We start from the raw sequence: 16,994 nt of genomic DNA on the forward strand, positions 1-16,994 counted from the left end.
TGTTGTATTAATTGATTTTTCTTTTTACAAACCAGATATCTTCTAAACTTAAATTTACCCCAATTGAATGGTAATTTTCTTTTATTAAATTATTAGAAACTTGTCCTAACTTTCCGTAAGAATAGGTAATATTTAATACAGAATTATTCATTTCACTGAGTGGTAATCCTAGACCTAAATTAAATTCATAGTTTGAAATTCTAGTATCACCAATTCTTAAATTTCCATCATCATAACTAAATCCTGCTCTATAATTTATTTTACTAAAATAACTTAAAGTCTTTTTTAATGGAATATATTCTAAACCTACATTATAAATTTGTTGATTTACAAAATCACCTATATTATCAGATTGATTTGTGGTAGTCCAGAAATTTTTCCTATAATCTAAAGAAACCAAAAATCTTTCTTTTACCTTAAAATAAGTACCAAATCCAATTTCTAAAGGTAATTTATAATCTTTAAGTTTACCATCATCAGAACTTATTACAGTTTCTGATATGGTAACTTCACTAGATTGTTTTCCATTCAAATTTGATGGAAAACTGACTATACCTCCAAAAGAAACATTTTTAGTCAAATCATATTGTAGTCCTACTCCACCTCTAAATCCTGAATAACTATTAGTTTCATCAATTAGCATTTCACTACCTAATATAGTACTAGATTCTGTTTGTTCTATATTTCCGAAAAGAAAAGATCCAAATACTCCTAACCTCAATGCTTTACCAATAGAATACCCATAATTAAGTTTTAAATTATTAAGACCTCCAGAACCATTAAAATCACTTAGAAATTTAGCATCATATCCTTCCACATCAGATTCAATTCCAGTAATAGAATAGCCAATACTGGTGTAGGGTAATAAAGTTAAGCCAATACCTGAATTTTTAGTAACAGAAAACCCAAATGCTAAACTTGAAAAGTTACCAGTTAACTCATTTTTTTTATAATTATTCTCATTATAAGATGCATACTGACCTTTTAAACCTATATCGTAAAAAAAAGAATTTGAATGTATCGTAGCATACGATGCAGGGTTTAAACTATTAAGGTCTACAGTAGAAAATCTTGCAATACCTGAATGCCCTAAAGCATTGGCTTTTCCTGTACTCATTTTATTAGAGAGACCTAAACCATATAGAGAATAAGGCGAACTGGTCAATGACTCTGACTGGGCATTAAGCTGACCATAGCCCAATAAAATCAAATATATAATTGTTAAAATTCTATTTTTATTATTCATCATATACGGTATAAATTATTTCAACTTTTAATTTGACATCATTTGAAGCATTCTCATTGTAAAAAACATACCTATCAACAGATTGAGTGTATTCTTGTGGATATATTGCTAAATAAAGTTCGTCACCATTTATTGAACTAAGTTTTTGCGTTAAAAAATAATTGATGGGTATTGAATATGTAGTAATATTAAACTCATCATCTTCACTTTCAATTTCTCCATAAGCCACACCATCAGAACCATCATAAGCATACAACAGATCTACAACATTATAATCATCATCAATAATATAAAGCTGTAAAGAATCTCTCGTAGTTAAAATATCAGCATTAATGTCTTTTTTTAATGCTATTTGTAAATTAGCAGATAGTATAACTCCCGTACCTTTTATATCGTAAATAGATTTAATATTAGGAATATCAATTTTAGTTGCTATTCCAATGCCTCCTTGCAAATAACTTTTATCACCAGTATCGTAACTGGATATTTCTGTATTACCAGTTTGTAAAGATTGTAAAGTCGTGTTTTGAAGATTTGATGTTATGTTATGAAAACTATTAGTTGTATTTATTGAAAAATCAGAATAAAGTAACCCTTCTTCTTCAGAGGTTAACTCAACATCAGTACTATAATATAAACGAACATAACTGGTATTAGAAAAGCCAAAAATTGTAGTGTTGTCATCTTTAGGTTCTATAAATAATCCTTTATATTCATCTAAAAAATCGTCGTTATTGTTAATTTCATTTTCTTTGATTTTGTTAAACAACTCTACACCAAAATTATCATTTAAAGTTACATGAAGAGAATCACCAATCTTATTTGGCCTATATAGAAAATCTAAATTTGCAATTGGCGTTGTACTGTGTTCAAATTCTGTTGTATTATAGAAGTAAGGATAATCTTCATCATCAGTTTCAATTTCTTCAGTAACTTCATAAACTTTTATTCCCTGGGTGGGTATGGTGTCATTGTAAAAATAATTGTCATACTTTAAAACTAAAACAATTGAATCGTATTCAACATCATTAGCAATGGAATAATTAGAAGGCGATAATTGTAAATAGGTTTTTGCCTTTATCGAGCCAAAAATAGGATCTTGGTAAGCTCCAATTAAAAACCTTTCAGCACTTTCTACATTTAACGTATCCATTTTAAAAGTAGATGATTTTACTGAAATAGTATCAAGAAAATAAACTTTCGTATTTGTATTTACCCAATCACCTCCTACTACCAATTCAGAATCACTTTCGCTACAGGAAAATAATAGAACTACTAAGCTCAGAATTATAATAATTGACCTTATTGATATATATCGCATTTTTCAATTTTTGATGCGAACCTAAACATAGTATTAGTTATTTTAAAAAGAGTTATACAAAGTAGTCTATTTGATATGCCAATTGGAAAATTCTATCTACAAACCCTTTATTCTCTTTTGGTCTTTAAAAAACATGAGTTTGTATAGACTAATCTAGTGAACTTCTATTTTCTTTTTATATCAACAAGTTTAAAGATAGTTTTGAGCAAAAATTATTAATTACCAATGGTAAAAAGAATTATGGCGTGTCTAATTTTATCTTATGGAATTAAAGCCAACTGTCAATTTAAAGAATCGCTGATATCATTTAATTATTTAATGAATACAGCTAATATGGATAAAAACAGAAGTTCATCGGATATTGATTTTGCTATAAATGTTCCTCTTAAATTAGGTAAAATACATTTTTTAAATACGCTAAATTATAGCATTTATAATTTTGATTTTAAAAAGACATTTTATGATTACCAAGCTATTGAAAATATATATAACATCAGTTATGGATTGTCCTTATTATACCCTATATATAACGATTGGAAACTTAAAACAAATGCAACACTAGCCCTATCTTCTAACTTTAAAGGTTCTGTAAATAGTGATGATTTATTTTTAACAGGAGGTATTACATTTGAAAAACAACTTATAAACTCAATTTTTGAATTCGGTTTAGGATATTATACCTTTTTAGGCAAACCCAAAATATTACCCACTATAAGTTATTCTTCAAAAATAAACGAAATGTTAACTTTTAAATTAGGTTTTCCCATTTCAAATATTAATTATCAATTTAATGATAAAAGTAGTATCACTTCTGAATTAGCTTTTAAAGGAAATTACTCAAACCTCAGCAATTTAGTAGTATTAGATACTTATAAAAGTGCTAACAAAGTTGAATTTAACAATACAAATTTAAAAATAGGATACAATTATAATATGGATAGTAATTGGACAATATCAATCAATGCCGGTGGATATTTAAATAGTGACTATTCTTTAAATAATACAAATACAAACAATGAAGAAGGTTTTGACCTTTTTAAATCACCCTTTATATCAACAGGAGTAAAATTTAATATAAAAAACAAAAATCAATAAAAATGAAAAACAAAATACAATTTTTAACTTTAATAATGGTTTCTTTAACAACCTTGATTGGCTGTTCAGATGATGACAGCTATGAAAGAGGAAACTGGGTACAACGTTCTGCTTTTGATGGAGTAGCTAGAAGCAATGCAGTTAGTTTTACCATAAATGGTTATGGGTATATGGGAACCGGATATGATGGAGACGATTACTTAAATGATTTTTGGCGATATAATATAGCTGATGATTATTGGGAACGATTACCAGATTTTCCAGGAGTCGCTAGAAGTTCTGCTACTGGATTTTCAATTGACGGTAAAGGATATATAGGAATCGGTTATGATGGGGATAATGAACTTAGTGATTTTTGGGAATACGATCCTACTACTAACCAATGGAAACAAATAGCCGATTTTGGTGGTGGAGCAAGAAGAGCAGCCATTGGTTTTGGTGTAAACAATTACGGTTATGTTGGAACAGGATATGACGGTGATTATGATTATAAAGACTTTTGGAAATATAATCCTTCAACCAATGAATGGTCACAAATACTAGGTTTTGGTGGAAATAAAAGAAGAGATGGAACCGCTTTTATAATTGACAATATGGTTTATTTAGGCTTTGGTATCACCAACGGAATTTATCAAACAGATTTTTGGAAATTTGACCCTCAAAACGAAGAATGGACACGTCTTTTAGACCTGGACGAAGAAGATGAGTATTCAATTACAAGATCTAATACTGTGTCATTTGCGGTTAACGGATTAGGATATGTTTCTACTGGATATGCAAGTGGTGCTATAACATCAACCTGGGAATACGACCCAATTAATGATGATTGGGAAGAAATAACAAGCCTAGAAGCTACAGCAAGACAAGATGCCGTAAGCTTTTACGAAAATAATAGAGCTTTTGTATCATTAGGTAGAACTGGAAGTTTATATCTATACGACACTTACGAAATATTCCCTCAAGAGGAATATAACGACGAAGATTAAGTTAATTAGTAGTTTTTATATTTTTTCAGATTTATTTCCCAAAGTAAGTTATGTAGTTCGTTTTTATTAACTCACTTTGGGTTTTATAATCTATAGTTTCTATATTTTTATTTATTTAAATAAGAAAGTGATGTTTTTTAGCAAAAACAATATAACAAAACCATAAATTTACCATAAACCTCTCAAAACTTAGAACCTGAAAAAAAAGATAATTTTCAATTGTAATACTAAAATGAGTAAGATTTTAAATTCTAAAAAAATAGCAATCCATATTTTAATATGGTTGGCTTTTGTTTTGGTAAGTTTACTCCCAATTTATTATGATAGAGGATCAATACATTACAAAACCATTGCCCTTTTATGTTCTGCAATTATCATTTTTTATATTAACTATTTTTATTTAGTGCCTAGATTCTTATTAAAAAGAAAAACTACAATATATGTTGTTTCCGCACTAGTTCTAATTTTTATTTCTATTTTTTTGGCCTCATTAATTCCATTTGATGCCCCTAGACCCTTCGAAAACATTGAAGGGACAACTTCTCCTCCTCTAGAAAATTTTCCTAAACCCGCAAGAAAATTTCTATTTCCTATGTTTCCTTTATTTTTTAATTTAGGATTTATCGTTATAGGAACCTCCATTAGAATTTATGAAGAATGGAACAAAAATGAAAGAAAAAGACATTTGATAGAAAGTCAAAAAAACTCAACTGAATTACATTTTTTAAAACATCAAATCAATCCTCATTTTTTATTTAATTCGCTTAATAGCATTTACTCTTTAACTTCAAAAAAATCGGACGACGCACCAGAAGCTGTAATTACATTATCTGAACTGATGCGATATATGTTGTATAAAACTGATAATGATTTTGTACTGCTTAAAGATGAGTTAGAATACATTCAAAATTATTTAAAATTACAACGTTTACGAATTCCTAACAATGAAAATGTTACAATAAACATACATGGAGATGTATACAATCAAAAAATAAGACCTCTTTTACTAATCTCTTTTATAGAAAATGCTTTTAAGCACGGTACTAATTTTGCTGGTAAAACTGAAGTAAAAATTATTATAACAGTTCTTAATAATGAGTTAAAATTCAATTGTATCAACTTAATTGGAAATAAAAAGAAAGATAAAAAACATTCAGGTATTGGGGTGCAAAATACACGTGAAAGACTAGAACTTTTGTATCCGGAAAAGCATGAGCTAAACATAAAAGAAGAAAACAATAGATACATAATTAACCTAACACTAAAACTAAATTAATGCGATGTGCAATTATAGATGATGAACCTCTGGCGGTTGACGTTATTGAGACTTATATCAATCAAATTGATGGTATGGAAGTTACAGTCAAATGCCATAATCCAATAGAAGCCATTGGATTTCTAAAAAAAATGGATATCGATTTGGTTTTTTTGGATATAGAAATGCCTAATTTAACAGGGATAGATCTTATTAATATAATGGACAATATTCCTCAATTTATCTTTACTACAGCTTACCCTCAATATGCTTTAGAAGGGTTTGAATTAAATGCTACTGATTATTTAGTAAAACCTATTTCTTTTCAACGATTTTTAAAAGCTGTTTCTAGAGCTAAAGAAAGACACCAACTAGAACATAAAAACACTGCAAATTTTACATCTGCTACCCCATTACCAGCTCCACCATCCCCCAATAAATTTATTTTCGTAAAATCAGAATATGAAAATGTTAAGATTAATATTAATACAATTAAATACATACAAGGTTTAAAAGATTATATCAAAATTTACACTACAGACTCTAAAAAATCTATTTTAACATTATCTAGCTTTAAAGATATTTTAGAAAAACTACCCACATCAGAATTTATTAGAGTACATCGCTCATACATTATTAATGTAAACGCTATAAAAGCTTTACAAAAAACTAAAATTGTACTTGACAATAACATTAGAGTGCCTATTGGAGAAACTTTTAAAGATCAAGTTTTTAAAGATTTAGGTGTATAACTTAAGAGATAAAAAAAAAGACTCCATATTTAAAATATGAAGTCTTTTAAAAAACTAACTAACTCAAATTATAATTGTGACTTTTTATTCATCTAATTCTATAACACCAACTACTTCATAAGCTCTTGTTCCATTAACTTGAATTTTTTCATAAAGTATACTAGCATATTCATAATAAGTATTACCATCTATAATTACTTTTTCATAATTATCTGGTAGTTCATATACTATAGTACCAACTTCTGGATCAACAACTTCATACTCATTATTAATTTGTGTATAAAAAATACCACCTACATTAAAATAAATATGATTATTATGATGGATTCTTTTATAATTAGCAGGCAATGTATTAATTCTAAATCCTACTTTTGGTGCTATTACAATATACCTACCTCTTGAATAGGTATAGTATTTATTATTGGAGTAATAGTATTTTTGTCCTCTATAATTAATTACTTTTCTATTAGGCACTTTACGTACAGAAACTACTTTTCTAGTTGGTTTTTTATAAGTAACTTTAGTACTAGACACCCTTCTACTAGGTGTTATTGTTTTAACAGTTGTTGTTTTAACTACTTTTTTAGTAGTGGTTGAACTTCGACGAGATTGTCCTGAAACGTCTGTTGCAAAAGCCATTAAAATTAGTGATGTTAATACCGATGTTTTAACAATTGTTTTCATAATTCATATATTTTATTCAACTTAACTTACTTTTAATACTTAGACTCTATTAAGTATTATACGTTTAAATACATTTCAAATTTTAAGCCAAAAAATATGATAATCGATAGTTTTCATCTTTTTATCGACGTTTACAGTAATTCTATATACGTAATAAAATCCTTTCGCTTAATTTTATAAAAAAAGGAGAAATACTAGAAAACACTTCTCCTTTTTCATAACAAGTTTTTATTATTTTAATAGACCAAGTAAGCCTTGTAATTCAGAAAGGTTAAGATTAGAATTATTATCAGTATCTAATACCTTAAAATTATCTGCAACAGTCCCTATAGCTTCTGTAGAACTTATAGCATTATTTTTATCTGAATCTAATAAATTAAAAAGAGTAGATATTTGTTGTAATGTAGAGTTAGAACTTAAAGAACTTAACAATGTTGCCGCCTCAGCGATGTTTGAAGTGTTAGCACTTTTAAGACTATTACAGCTAGCCATTGTTACTACTACAATAAGTGATAATGCAATTTTTTTCATAATATTATATGTATTTTTAAATTTCGGCGAAAGTACAGCTACTCCTAACAACAGAAAAAATAAATAGACAAATAGTCACTTTTCACCTATCAATGTAACTTTTTTACAGATTAACAATACAATTTATAAATTAAGAGAATTGTTATTTACAAACGCTAAGAAGTTTTCTTTATATTGCTCAGAAACCGTAATACGGTTATTATTTATAATAATTTGACTACGCTCAATAACTTCAATATTTTTTAATGACACAATAAAAGAGCGATGTACTCTCATAAATTGAGTTTCTGGAAGTTCTTCTTGTAAAGATTTTAAACTCATTAGTGTTAAAATAGGCTTTGGATTGTCTTTTAACCAAATTTTAATATAATCTTTAAGTCCCTCAAAATAGAGTACGTCAGCTAATTTAATACGAAGTTGTTTGTATTCTGATTTTACAAAAAGAAATTCCTTTTCTTCTGAAAGAATGGTTTGTTTTTTTGCTTTAACTAAAGAAAACCATTCATTGGCTTTATTAGCAGCTGATAAAAATTCAGCATAATCAAAAGGTTTTAATAGATAGTCTAAGGCTTCTACTTTAAAACCTTCTAATGCATATTGATCAAAAGCTGTCGTGAAAATTACACGTGTTTCTTTTGGTAACATTTTTGAAAACTCAATACCGGTTAAATCTGGCATTTGTATATCTAAAAATAATAAATCTACAGGGGTATCTTTCAAAAATTCCATAGCTTCTATAGCACTGCTACACTTTTTTTTAAGTACTAAAAAAGGGGTTTTCTCTACATAACTCTCTACCAAATTAAGTGCCATAGGTTCATCATCCACAATAACACATGTTATTTTTAAGTTGCCCATCTCTTATGCTGTTTCTATTTCTAAATGTACTAAAAAACGATTATTAGCAAGACTAGTTTTAAAATTATGCTTATTAGCATATAATAATTGTAAACGCTTCTCCAAATTAACAAGTCCTATTCCAGAACCACTTTTGTCATCTGTTTTTTTAGGAAAATTATCGTTCTCAATTGTAAAAATAATCTTGTTGTCTTTTATAGTCATCTTTATTTCAATTGTACTAGCTTTACTTGCAGATACCCCATGTTTAAAAGCATTTTCTATTAATGAAATAAACAATAAAGGAGCTATTTGAATACCAGTTTCTTCAGATGGGAAATTATAATTAACTATTGTTTTAACCGATACACGTAGTTTCATTAAATCGATATATTTTTTCATAAAATCGATTTCTTTTGAAAGTGGCACCAGTTCCATATTTGTTTCATACAACATATAACGCATTAATTTGCTTAAACTATGTATGGATTTTTTTGCCTGATTAGGTGAAATATCCACTAATGAATAAATATTATTAAGCGAATTAAAAAAGAAATGTGGCTGCAATTGATAATGTAAATGTTGTAACTCCGATTTTAGTTTAAAGTTAATAGCTTCTTTACGTTCTGTTTCCATCTGATTCCAACGTTTTGTTGTTTTTAAAGCAATTGAAAACAATAAAGGAGCCATATAAGATAATAACTGTAGATAAATCGCCATTTTAAATGTAGGTCTACGTCGTGTACTTTCAAGACCTTTATTAATAATGTTTTTAAAAAAGTTATCCTCAATATACTCTTTTAAAAACAAAAAAAACACAATCATTACTGCATTTATAACAATAAAAAGTAGCATTTTTTTTGGAAATAAAAAGCGGTCTATCAACCCAAAATAATTGAGATAAAAGATAATTGCAGAAAAAAACAAAGGCACCCAAAAATGTGCAATAACCCTACTAATTTCTTGTTCTTGTCCATATGATAATAAGTAAGGCAAAGAAAATAATGTTAGCCAAACTAAAATATGAGAAAAAAATGTTATGACTTTATTTTTATACATTGAATAGGTTTAAATTTTTTATACGAATCTAATAATAGTAATTACTCGTAACGCAATGCAGTTATTGGATCTAAAGCTGATGCTTTTCTTGCAGGATACCATCCGAAAAATATACCTGTTATTGCACAGACAGCAAAGGATATTACAATAGAATACAAAGCAACACTAGTTGGCCAATTTAAGAATTTTTCAATAAAAAATGTTGCTCCAAGACCTAAGATTACTCCTAAAACCCCTCCTGTTACACTTATTAAAATAGCCTCAATTAAAAATTGCATTAATATATCTGACCCCTTACCTCCAACAGCCATCCGCAAACCAATTTCTTTTGTGCGTTCTTTTACAGAAACATACATTATATTCATAATACCAATACCACCAATTAACAATGAAATACTAGCAACTGCAACTAAAAGAAGAGTAAGCATTTCACTGGTGGAGCTAAAGGTAGAAATCAACTCTTCCATAGAACGCACATGAAAATCATCATCGTCAGTTTCATTTAACTTATGTGATACACGTAAGATAGCTGAAACTTCATCTACAGCATTTTGTGCTTGATCTTCGCTAATAGCGGAAGCCATAATTTCCATTAAATGATCAATTGCTAAGATACGTTTTTGTACTGTGGTGTAAGGTGCAATTACTATATCGTCCTGATCTTGTCCGCTAGTGCTTTCCCCCTTTTCTTCCAATACGCCAATTACTTTAAAGGGAATGTTATTAAAACGCATCATTTGCCCTACAGGATCTGTTCCATCAGGGAATACATTTTCCACAATAGTTTGACCAATTACAGCTACTTTTGCGGCTGATTTCACCTCGGCATCGGTAAACATGCTTCCGCTTTGCAAATCCCATACTTTAATATTTAAATAGTCTGGATTAACACCATAAATAGTAGAAGGCCAGTTATTAGCCCCATTTATTACTTGTCCCCCTCCATCTACCGATGGTGTAATGTAACTTAGCAAACTTGCTTGCGATTTAATAGCTTCATAATCTTTTAGCGTTAACGTCTCCATATCTTCTCTACTTCTACGCACGCCACCACGTATGTCGGCTCCAGGTTTAATGGCAATCATATTAGACCCCATACTGGAAATAGTAGAACGAATACTCTCTTTAGAGCCTTCGCCTATGGCCAACATTGCTATAACCGAAGCAACTCCAATAATAATACCCAGCATAGTAAGCAATGTTCTCATTTTATTAAGAACAATAGCTTTGAATGCTATTTTAAGTAAATTTAATAGTCTCATAATTAATGATCTTCTTTAGGTAAATTCGCTAAATGCTCCGCAGCATCTTGTATATTTTCATTTTTGTAATCCTTAATAATATTACCATCTTTTAGCACAATGGTTCTACTGCTAAAGGTAGCAATGTCTGGTTCGTGGGTTACAAAAGTAATGGTAATACCTTGCTGGTTTAACTCCTGAAAAAGTGACATAATCTCATAAGAGGTTCTGGTATCTAAGTTTCCGGTAGCCTCATCAGCTAATATCATCACTGGATTGTTAACCAAAGATCTAGCAATGGCCACTCGTTGTTGTTGTCCTCCTGAAAGTTGAGAAGGTGTATGGTGTAACCTTTCCCCTAAACCAACCATTTTTAAAGCTTTTACTGCTCGTTCTCTCCGCTCTTCTGTGCTTACTTTACTATTATAAAGCAAAGGCAGTTCTACATTCTCTATAGCCGATGTTCTTGCCAGTAAATTATAGGATTGAAAGATAAAACCTATTTTTTCATTTCTAATGGTGGCAAGTTCGTTTTTGTTTAAATCTTTCACTCTTACACCATCAATTTCATACGTACCAGAAGTGGGCTGATCTAGGCAACCTAAAATATTTAACATTGTACTTTTTCCAGAACCACTAGATCCCATGATGGTAACAAATTCACCTTCAGTAATACTATACGAGATACCTTTTAGTGCATGAACGGTTTCTGAACCCATGGTAAAGTCTCGTTTTAATTCTTCTATTTTGATGATTTCTTTACTCATAATCTTATATTCTTCTAGGACCTCCGCCTTGTGGCATAAAAGGACTTTCATTTGAATCTTTATCTTTAATTTCAGCTTTTTTCACCTCCTTTAAACTATAAACTAAGTTATCCCCTTCATTAACACCACTTAATATCTGTACATTTACACCATCACTGGCTCCTAATGTGACTTTTTTAGGAACAATAGAGCCATCTGATTCCTGTACCCAAAGTTTTGTGTTTTCTTCATCTAAGTCGGTGTTGTTTTCTGGTAAATTATGTTGTAAATTATACTTTTTTAATATTTCTTCTACAGGCTTAAAGTTTACTGCTTTAGCTTCTGCAGTTAAAACATCGTTTAATTCTAATGTATAAATAGAAATTGTAGCAGTTAATCCTGGTTTTAATTTTAAATCTGGATTATCAGCTTTAATTACTACAGTATAAGTTACCACATTAGAAGTTACTGTAGGGTCTAACCTTACTTGAGTTACGGTTCCATGGAATTCTTGTCCTTGATATGCATCAACTGTAAAAGTTACACGTTGTCCTTCCTTTACTCCTCCTATATCTGCTTCATCCACATCAGCTTCTACCTGCATTTCTCGTAAATCTTGTGCAATAGTAAATAATGTTGGCGTGCTAAAACTTGCAGCTACTGTTTGCCCTTCATCAATATCTCTAGATAATACGACACCATCAATAGGCGAATAGATATCTGCATAACTAAGATTTGTTTTTGCTTTTTGTAAATCAGACAAACGTTCAGTTACTGTTCCCTTAGCTGTTTCATAATTATATAAAGCATCATCATAATCTGACTTACTGATTACCTGATTTTCATATAAAGTTTTTTGCCTTTTATAAATAGTTTCCAAGTAATTTTTCTGACTTACTGCATTATCATACGCTGCTTTACTTTGAGTATAGGTAGCTCTTAAGTTTGTTTTATCTAACTCAGCAATTAATTGCCCTTCCTTAACAGTGCTATTATAGTCTACATAAATTTTCTCTACTACTCCTGACACTTGTGTACCTACTTCTACTTGTGTTATAGGCTCTATGGTACCCGTAGCTGTAACCATTGTAACCACATTTGATTTTTTTGCAGGTACTGTTTCTGCCTTAATAATAACAGCATCATCTGCCTTGAAAAAGCTGAATGCTACAAATGCTAGTACAGCTAATACAATGGCACTTATAATTATTTTTCTTTTAGTTTTCATTTTAATATTTATTAAAGTTTAATATCGTTTCCTTGATAAAATTGTAATAATTGATGGTATAAAATATTTAAGTATTTAGCTTGTAAATAATTTTGCTGTGCATTGGTATATGTATTTTGATTTATAATCAAATCAGTTGTGCTTAAATCTCCTAATTCATATTTTTTTAGAGCCAATTTATATGATTGTTCTGCAGCTTCTTTTGAAGCTTCTGCTGCTACAAGTTGTTCTTGAGCTGACAACGTATTTTGAAAGGCTATTTCAATTTTTTTATAAAGTTCTTTTTCTGTGTTTGTTTTTTGAATTTCAGCTTTGTCAATATTAATTTTTGCTGTTTGTACCGCTGCTTTAGTTTGATTTCTATTAAAAATAGGAATTGACAATGAAAGACCTAGTTTTTGATTAAAATTTATATCAAACTGATCTGAAAACGAATTATCGTTAACACTTGTATAACCCGAGCCTAAACTACCTGATAATGTCAATGAAGGTAAAAATGAGCCTTTAGCTATATCTAATTCTTTTTCATTAGCTGCGATAGTTAAGGAACTTGCTTTAATTTCTGGCAACGTTTTTAAAGCTTTGTTATAAATTTCAACTTGATTAAGTTCTAAATTCATTAAATCTATATCATCATCAAGTGCTTTAATTTCTAAAGTATCTGTAGGTTTTAATTCTAACAATTGTTTGAGCTCAATAATATATTGTTGATAATCATTTTTTGCTGCTATTACATTATATTTATTAGTTGCTGCTTGACTTTGTGCATCGGCATAATCATTTAATGCAATAGAACCAGCATCTAAACGGGTTTTAGCTCTAATAACTTCCTGCTCTGAAGTTTTTAAATTATTCTCTGCAATTTGTATACTTTCTTTACTATATAATGCTTGTAAATAGGTTTCTAAAATGCTTAACTCAATGTTATTTTTTTCTACTTCTTCCAAATAAGCACTTTGTTCAAGAATTAATTTATTTTGTTTAATTTGATTATTTAATTGATTTCCCTGAAACAAAGTCATAGAACTATTAATACCAACATTAGTACTATTTATTTGATCTGCTACATAATCACTAGTTATAGGATCAATTGTATTTCCACTAGAAAAATTTTGTGAAGCACTACCGAATAAATTAGGTAATCTCGAAGATTTTGATTTGTTATAATCTACCGCAGCAAGTGTGGTGTTTAAAGCAGCGTCTTTTACTGTAATACTATGCTCCAACGCATAATTAATCATATCTTCTAATGACCAAACTTTTGATGCTGTACTATTTTCAACTTCTTGAGCTGAGGCTAGCACGGCAAAGAAAAAGAAAATGGCAAACGTAAATATTCTCATTTTGAATGTTTTTTTAATTTAACACTACAAAAGTGAAACTATCTACCTGTAAATGAAAGTGTAATAGACGTTTTGGGATTATAAATAGACAGAAAGTCTAATTTTATAGATGAGAATTTTAGGAATTATAAAAATTCTGTTTATTAGAACCAATTATGTAGCTAAAAAAACAAATAATTATTCATAGAAAAATATGCTATTATTAGCAACAACTATCAGAAAAAACAATACAACTTAATACAATTCTTTTATAATATGTTCTTCTGTAATACCTTCTGCTTCTGCTTTATAATTTCTAACAATTCTATGACGCAAAATTGCTTCTGCTACAGCTTGAACATCTTCAATGTCTGGAGAAAATTTTCCATGAATAGCCGCATACCCTTTTGCAGCAATAATTAAGTTTTGTGAAGCTCTTGGGCCAGCCCCCCAATCAATGTAATCATTAACTATTTGGGCTGCTTTTGTTGAATTGGGTCTTGTTTTAGAAACTAAACTTACAGCATACTCTATAACATTATCCGCAACAGGAATTCTTCTTATTAAATGTTGCAAGCTCAATATTTCTTGAGCTGAAAAAATTGAGTTAATTTGTTTAACCTCATCAGTTGTTGTACTTTTTACAATATCTACTTCTTCTTGATAAGAAGGATAATCTAAAAAGATTGAAAACATAAAGCGATCTAATTGAGCCTCGGGTAAAGGATAAGTTCCTTCTTGTTCAATTGGATTTTGAGTTGCCAACACAAAAAATGGAGCATTTAATTTATATTGATGTCCCGCAACAGTAACTGACTTTTCTTGCATAGCCTCCAATAAAGCTGCTTGTGTTTTAGGTGGTGTACGGTTAATCTCGTCAGCTAAAATAATATTTGAAAATATTGGTCCTTTTAAAAATTTAAAATGTCTGTTCTCATCTAAAATCTCACTACCAATAATATCTGAAGGCATTAAATCTGGCGTAAACTGTATTCGTTTAAAATCTAAACCTAATGTTTTAGAAATGGTATTTACTAATAATGTTTTGGCCAAACCAGGAACTCCAATTAACAATGAATGTCCTCCACATAAAATAGAAAGCAATACATGGTCTATGGCTTGATGTTGACCAATTATTATTTTTCCAACCTCTTGTTGAAGATCTTTATACTTTTTTACTAAATTTTCTACTGCTGCTACGTCAGACATAGATATAGGTTTAATGAAAAATAAATAATAAATAAGAATACAAAAAACGTAAGTAAAAACTTATGCCTATAATTTATTTAGTGTATAAATTAAAACTTAATACATGGTTATTAAAGGCTCTCTTTCTTCCAATTGTTTTTAAAATTACAATCTTTATAATCTTTATTAATTTTAATATAGGTATCTCCTATTTTTTCTTTAGTCCATTTAGCAATAGTTTCTTCTTTTTTCTTTTTTAATGCTAAATCTTGAATTTTCACATAATCAGCTATTAAGTCTGCTGTATGGGCATCCGTTTTAGATTTCATTAAAATGATTTTATACATTTGTTTTCCTTGTCTGTTCTCATCATAAAAAACATCTGTAATATCTCCTTCTTTTAATGCACTTACACGAGCATAAAGAGTAGGATCCATTCTTGTTAAATCAAATTTAGAATCATTAGTTTCAGGATTCATTAAAAGTCCTTTGTTTGCTTTAGTTTCCTTTTCTTGCGAATACTTTTCAACCGCATCATCAAAAGTTGTTTTTAATGTTAAAATCTCCTTTCTAATACTTTCTAAAGAATCTTTTACTTTCTTTTTTTGATCTGCTGTTATCTCTGGAATCATTAATAAGTGTCTAACATCGCGTTGTTTTCCTTTAATTTTCTCAACTTTTAAAATATGGTATCCAAAATCTGTTTTAAACGGTTCTGACATTTCACCTTCATCTAAACTAAAAGCGGCTTCTTTAAATTCTGTAACAAATTCACTTTCTCTAGTAAGTGTATACAATCCACTATTTTGTGTTACACCAGGATCTTGTGAGTATAAAATGGCTTTCATTTTAAAATTGTCTCCATTCTCAACTTGTTGTTTGATCTCTTCTAATTTATCAATAACTCTTTGAGTTTCTTTCTCTGAAGGTTCTATGTATAGTACTACTTGCTGTAATTCAATTTCAGAGCCTATTTCTGGTAAATTGTTTTCATCCTCTAAACTTTTATAATAATTTCTAACTTCTTCAGGTGTTACATCAACTTCTTCCGTTAGTTTCATTTGCATTTTTTGAACCAACAAAGCTTCTTTTTCAACTTCATTAAATTCTTTACGCAAATCAGCCATATCGTTAAAACCGTAATAGGTATACACTTTTTCTTCTGAACCTAGTTGTTGTAAAAAATAAGCAATTTTTTGCTCTACACGACTATTAATTTCTGACTCAGATACTTCAACACTATCAATAACAGCATGGTGTGATAATAATTTTCTTTCCATGATTTGCTCTAGCATTTCACAATCAGAAATTTCTAATTTACCCTCACTTTGCTGCTCAAATTCTAATTTGTAAGCTGCAATTTCTGAATCTAATACAATATTTTTTCCAACTACTGTAGCTACTCCATCTAACTTTACTCTTTTTTGAGTTTGTGTTGTATCCTGTGCTTTAACTGTAAACACAACTCCTAGTAATAGTAGTACTATTATTTTTTTTAACATA

The 16,994-nt window shown here is 29.4% G+C and carries 16 protein-coding genes; 4 read left to right on the top strand and 12 right to left on the bottom strand.

Features of this window, described 5'->3' with window-relative positions; genetic code table 11:
- Positions 1-7 precede the first annotated feature (7 nt).
- Together EGM88_RS00230 and EGM88_RS00235 are read right to left on the bottom strand one after the other, a co-directional pair.
- Positions 8-1,249 carry a hypothetical protein gene (locus EGM88_RS00230; protein ID WP_123895868.1) on the bottom strand — a complete coding sequence of 414 codons (1,242 nt, stop codon included), beginning with the start codon at positions 1,247-1,249 and terminating at the stop codon, positions 8-10.
- Complete coding sequence (locus EGM88_RS00235; protein WP_123895869.1) at positions 1,239-2,567, bottom strand: DUF4270 family protein; 1,329 nt, start codon at positions 2,565-2,567, stop codon at positions 1,239-1,241. The genes EGM88_RS00230 and EGM88_RS00235 overlap by 11 nt, the downstream gene beginning before the upstream one ends.
- 225 nt (positions 2,568-2,792) lie before the next feature.
- Between EGM88_RS00235 and EGM88_RS00240 the strand changes: the two genes are divergently transcribed.
- The 4 genes from EGM88_RS00240 (at position 2,793) to EGM88_RS00255 (ending at position 6,655) form a co-directional block, all read left to right on the top strand.
- Positions 2,793-3,662 (top strand): DUF6268 family outer membrane beta-barrel protein, encoded by an 870-nt coding sequence (locus EGM88_RS00240; protein ID WP_123895870.1) that lies wholly within the window; start codon positions 2,793-2,795, stop codon positions 3,660-3,662.
- 2 nt (positions 3,663-3,664) lie between these two features.
- Positions 3,665-4,648: a Kelch repeat-containing protein gene (locus EGM88_RS00245; RefSeq protein ID WP_123895871.1), complete on the top strand. Its 984-nt coding sequence runs from the start codon at positions 3,665-3,667 to the stop codon at positions 4,646-4,648.
- A gap of 232 nt (positions 4,649-4,880) precedes the next feature.
- Positions 4,881-5,924 (top strand): sensor histidine kinase, encoded by a 1,044-nt coding sequence (locus EGM88_RS00250; RefSeq protein WP_123895872.1) that lies wholly within the window; start codon positions 4,881-4,883, stop codon positions 5,922-5,924.
- A complete protein-coding gene (locus EGM88_RS00255) occupies positions 5,924-6,655 on the top strand; it encodes a LytR/AlgR family response regulator transcription factor (RefSeq protein WP_123895873.1) in 732 nt (243 codons plus the stop codon). The genes EGM88_RS00250 and EGM88_RS00255 overlap by 1 nt, the downstream gene beginning before the upstream one ends.
- 84 nt (positions 6,656-6,739) lie before the next feature.
- Here EGM88_RS00255 and EGM88_RS00260 read toward each other — a convergent pair whose 3' ends face one another.
- The 10 genes from EGM88_RS00260 to EGM88_RS00305 form a co-directional block, all read right to left on the bottom strand.
- The gene (locus EGM88_RS00260; protein ID WP_123895874.1) at positions 6,740-7,339 is read right to left on the bottom strand and encodes a DUF6515 family protein; all 600 of its coding nucleotides are present in this window, start codon (positions 7,337-7,339) and stop codon (positions 6,740-6,742) included.
- 231 nt (positions 7,340-7,570) lie between these two features.
- Complete coding sequence (locus EGM88_RS00265; RefSeq protein WP_123895875.1) at positions 7,571-7,870, bottom strand: hypothetical protein; 300 nt, start codon at positions 7,868-7,870, stop codon at positions 7,571-7,573.
- A gap of 123 nt (positions 7,871-7,993) precedes the next feature.
- Positions 7,994-8,728, bottom strand: a complete 735-nt coding sequence (locus EGM88_RS00270) for a LytR/AlgR family response regulator transcription factor (RefSeq protein ID WP_123895876.1) — start codon at positions 8,726-8,728, stop codon at positions 7,994-7,996.
- A gap of 3 nt (positions 8,729-8,731) precedes the next feature.
- Complete coding sequence (locus tag EGM88_RS00275) at positions 8,732-9,766, bottom strand: sensor histidine kinase (RefSeq protein WP_123895877.1); 1,035 nt, start codon at positions 9,764-9,766, stop codon at positions 8,732-8,734.
- 41 nt (positions 9,767-9,807) lie between these two features.
- Positions 9,808-11,028, bottom strand: coding sequence for an ABC transporter permease (locus EGM88_RS00280; protein WP_123895878.1), 1,221 nt, complete (start codon positions 11,026-11,028; stop codon positions 9,808-9,810).
- Between the two features lie 2 nt (positions 11,029-11,030).
- On the bottom strand, positions 11,031-11,774 hold the full coding sequence (locus EGM88_RS00285; RefSeq protein ID WP_123895879.1) for an ABC transporter ATP-binding protein: 744 nt from the start codon (positions 11,772-11,774) through the stop codon (positions 11,031-11,033).
- Positions 11,775-11,778: 4 nt separating this feature from the next.
- On the bottom strand, positions 11,779-12,981 hold the full coding sequence (locus EGM88_RS00290; protein ID WP_123895880.1) for an efflux RND transporter periplasmic adaptor subunit: 1,203 nt from the start codon (positions 12,979-12,981) through the stop codon (positions 11,779-11,781).
- Positions 12,982-12,992: 11 nt separating this feature from the next.
- Positions 12,993-14,324: a TolC family protein gene (locus EGM88_RS00295; RefSeq protein ID WP_123895881.1), complete on the bottom strand. Its 1,332-nt coding sequence runs from the start codon at positions 14,322-14,324 to the stop codon at positions 12,993-12,995.
- A 234-nt stretch (positions 14,325-14,558) separates the two neighbouring features.
- Positions 14,559-15,512, bottom strand: coding sequence for an AAA family ATPase (locus EGM88_RS00300; RefSeq protein WP_123895882.1), 954 nt, complete (start codon positions 15,510-15,512; stop codon positions 14,559-14,561).
- Between the two features lie 110 nt (positions 15,513-15,622).
- The gene (locus EGM88_RS00305) at positions 15,623-16,993 is read right to left on the bottom strand and encodes a peptidylprolyl isomerase (protein ID WP_238988330.1); all 1,371 of its coding nucleotides are present in this window, start codon (positions 16,991-16,993) and stop codon (positions 15,623-15,625) included.
- Position 16,994: the final 1 nt, after the last annotated feature.

Source organism: Aureibaculum marinum, assembly GCF_003813905.1.
Taxonomy (GTDB): Bacteria; Bacteroidota; Bacteroidia; order Flavobacteriales; family Flavobacteriaceae; genus Aureibaculum; species Aureibaculum marinum.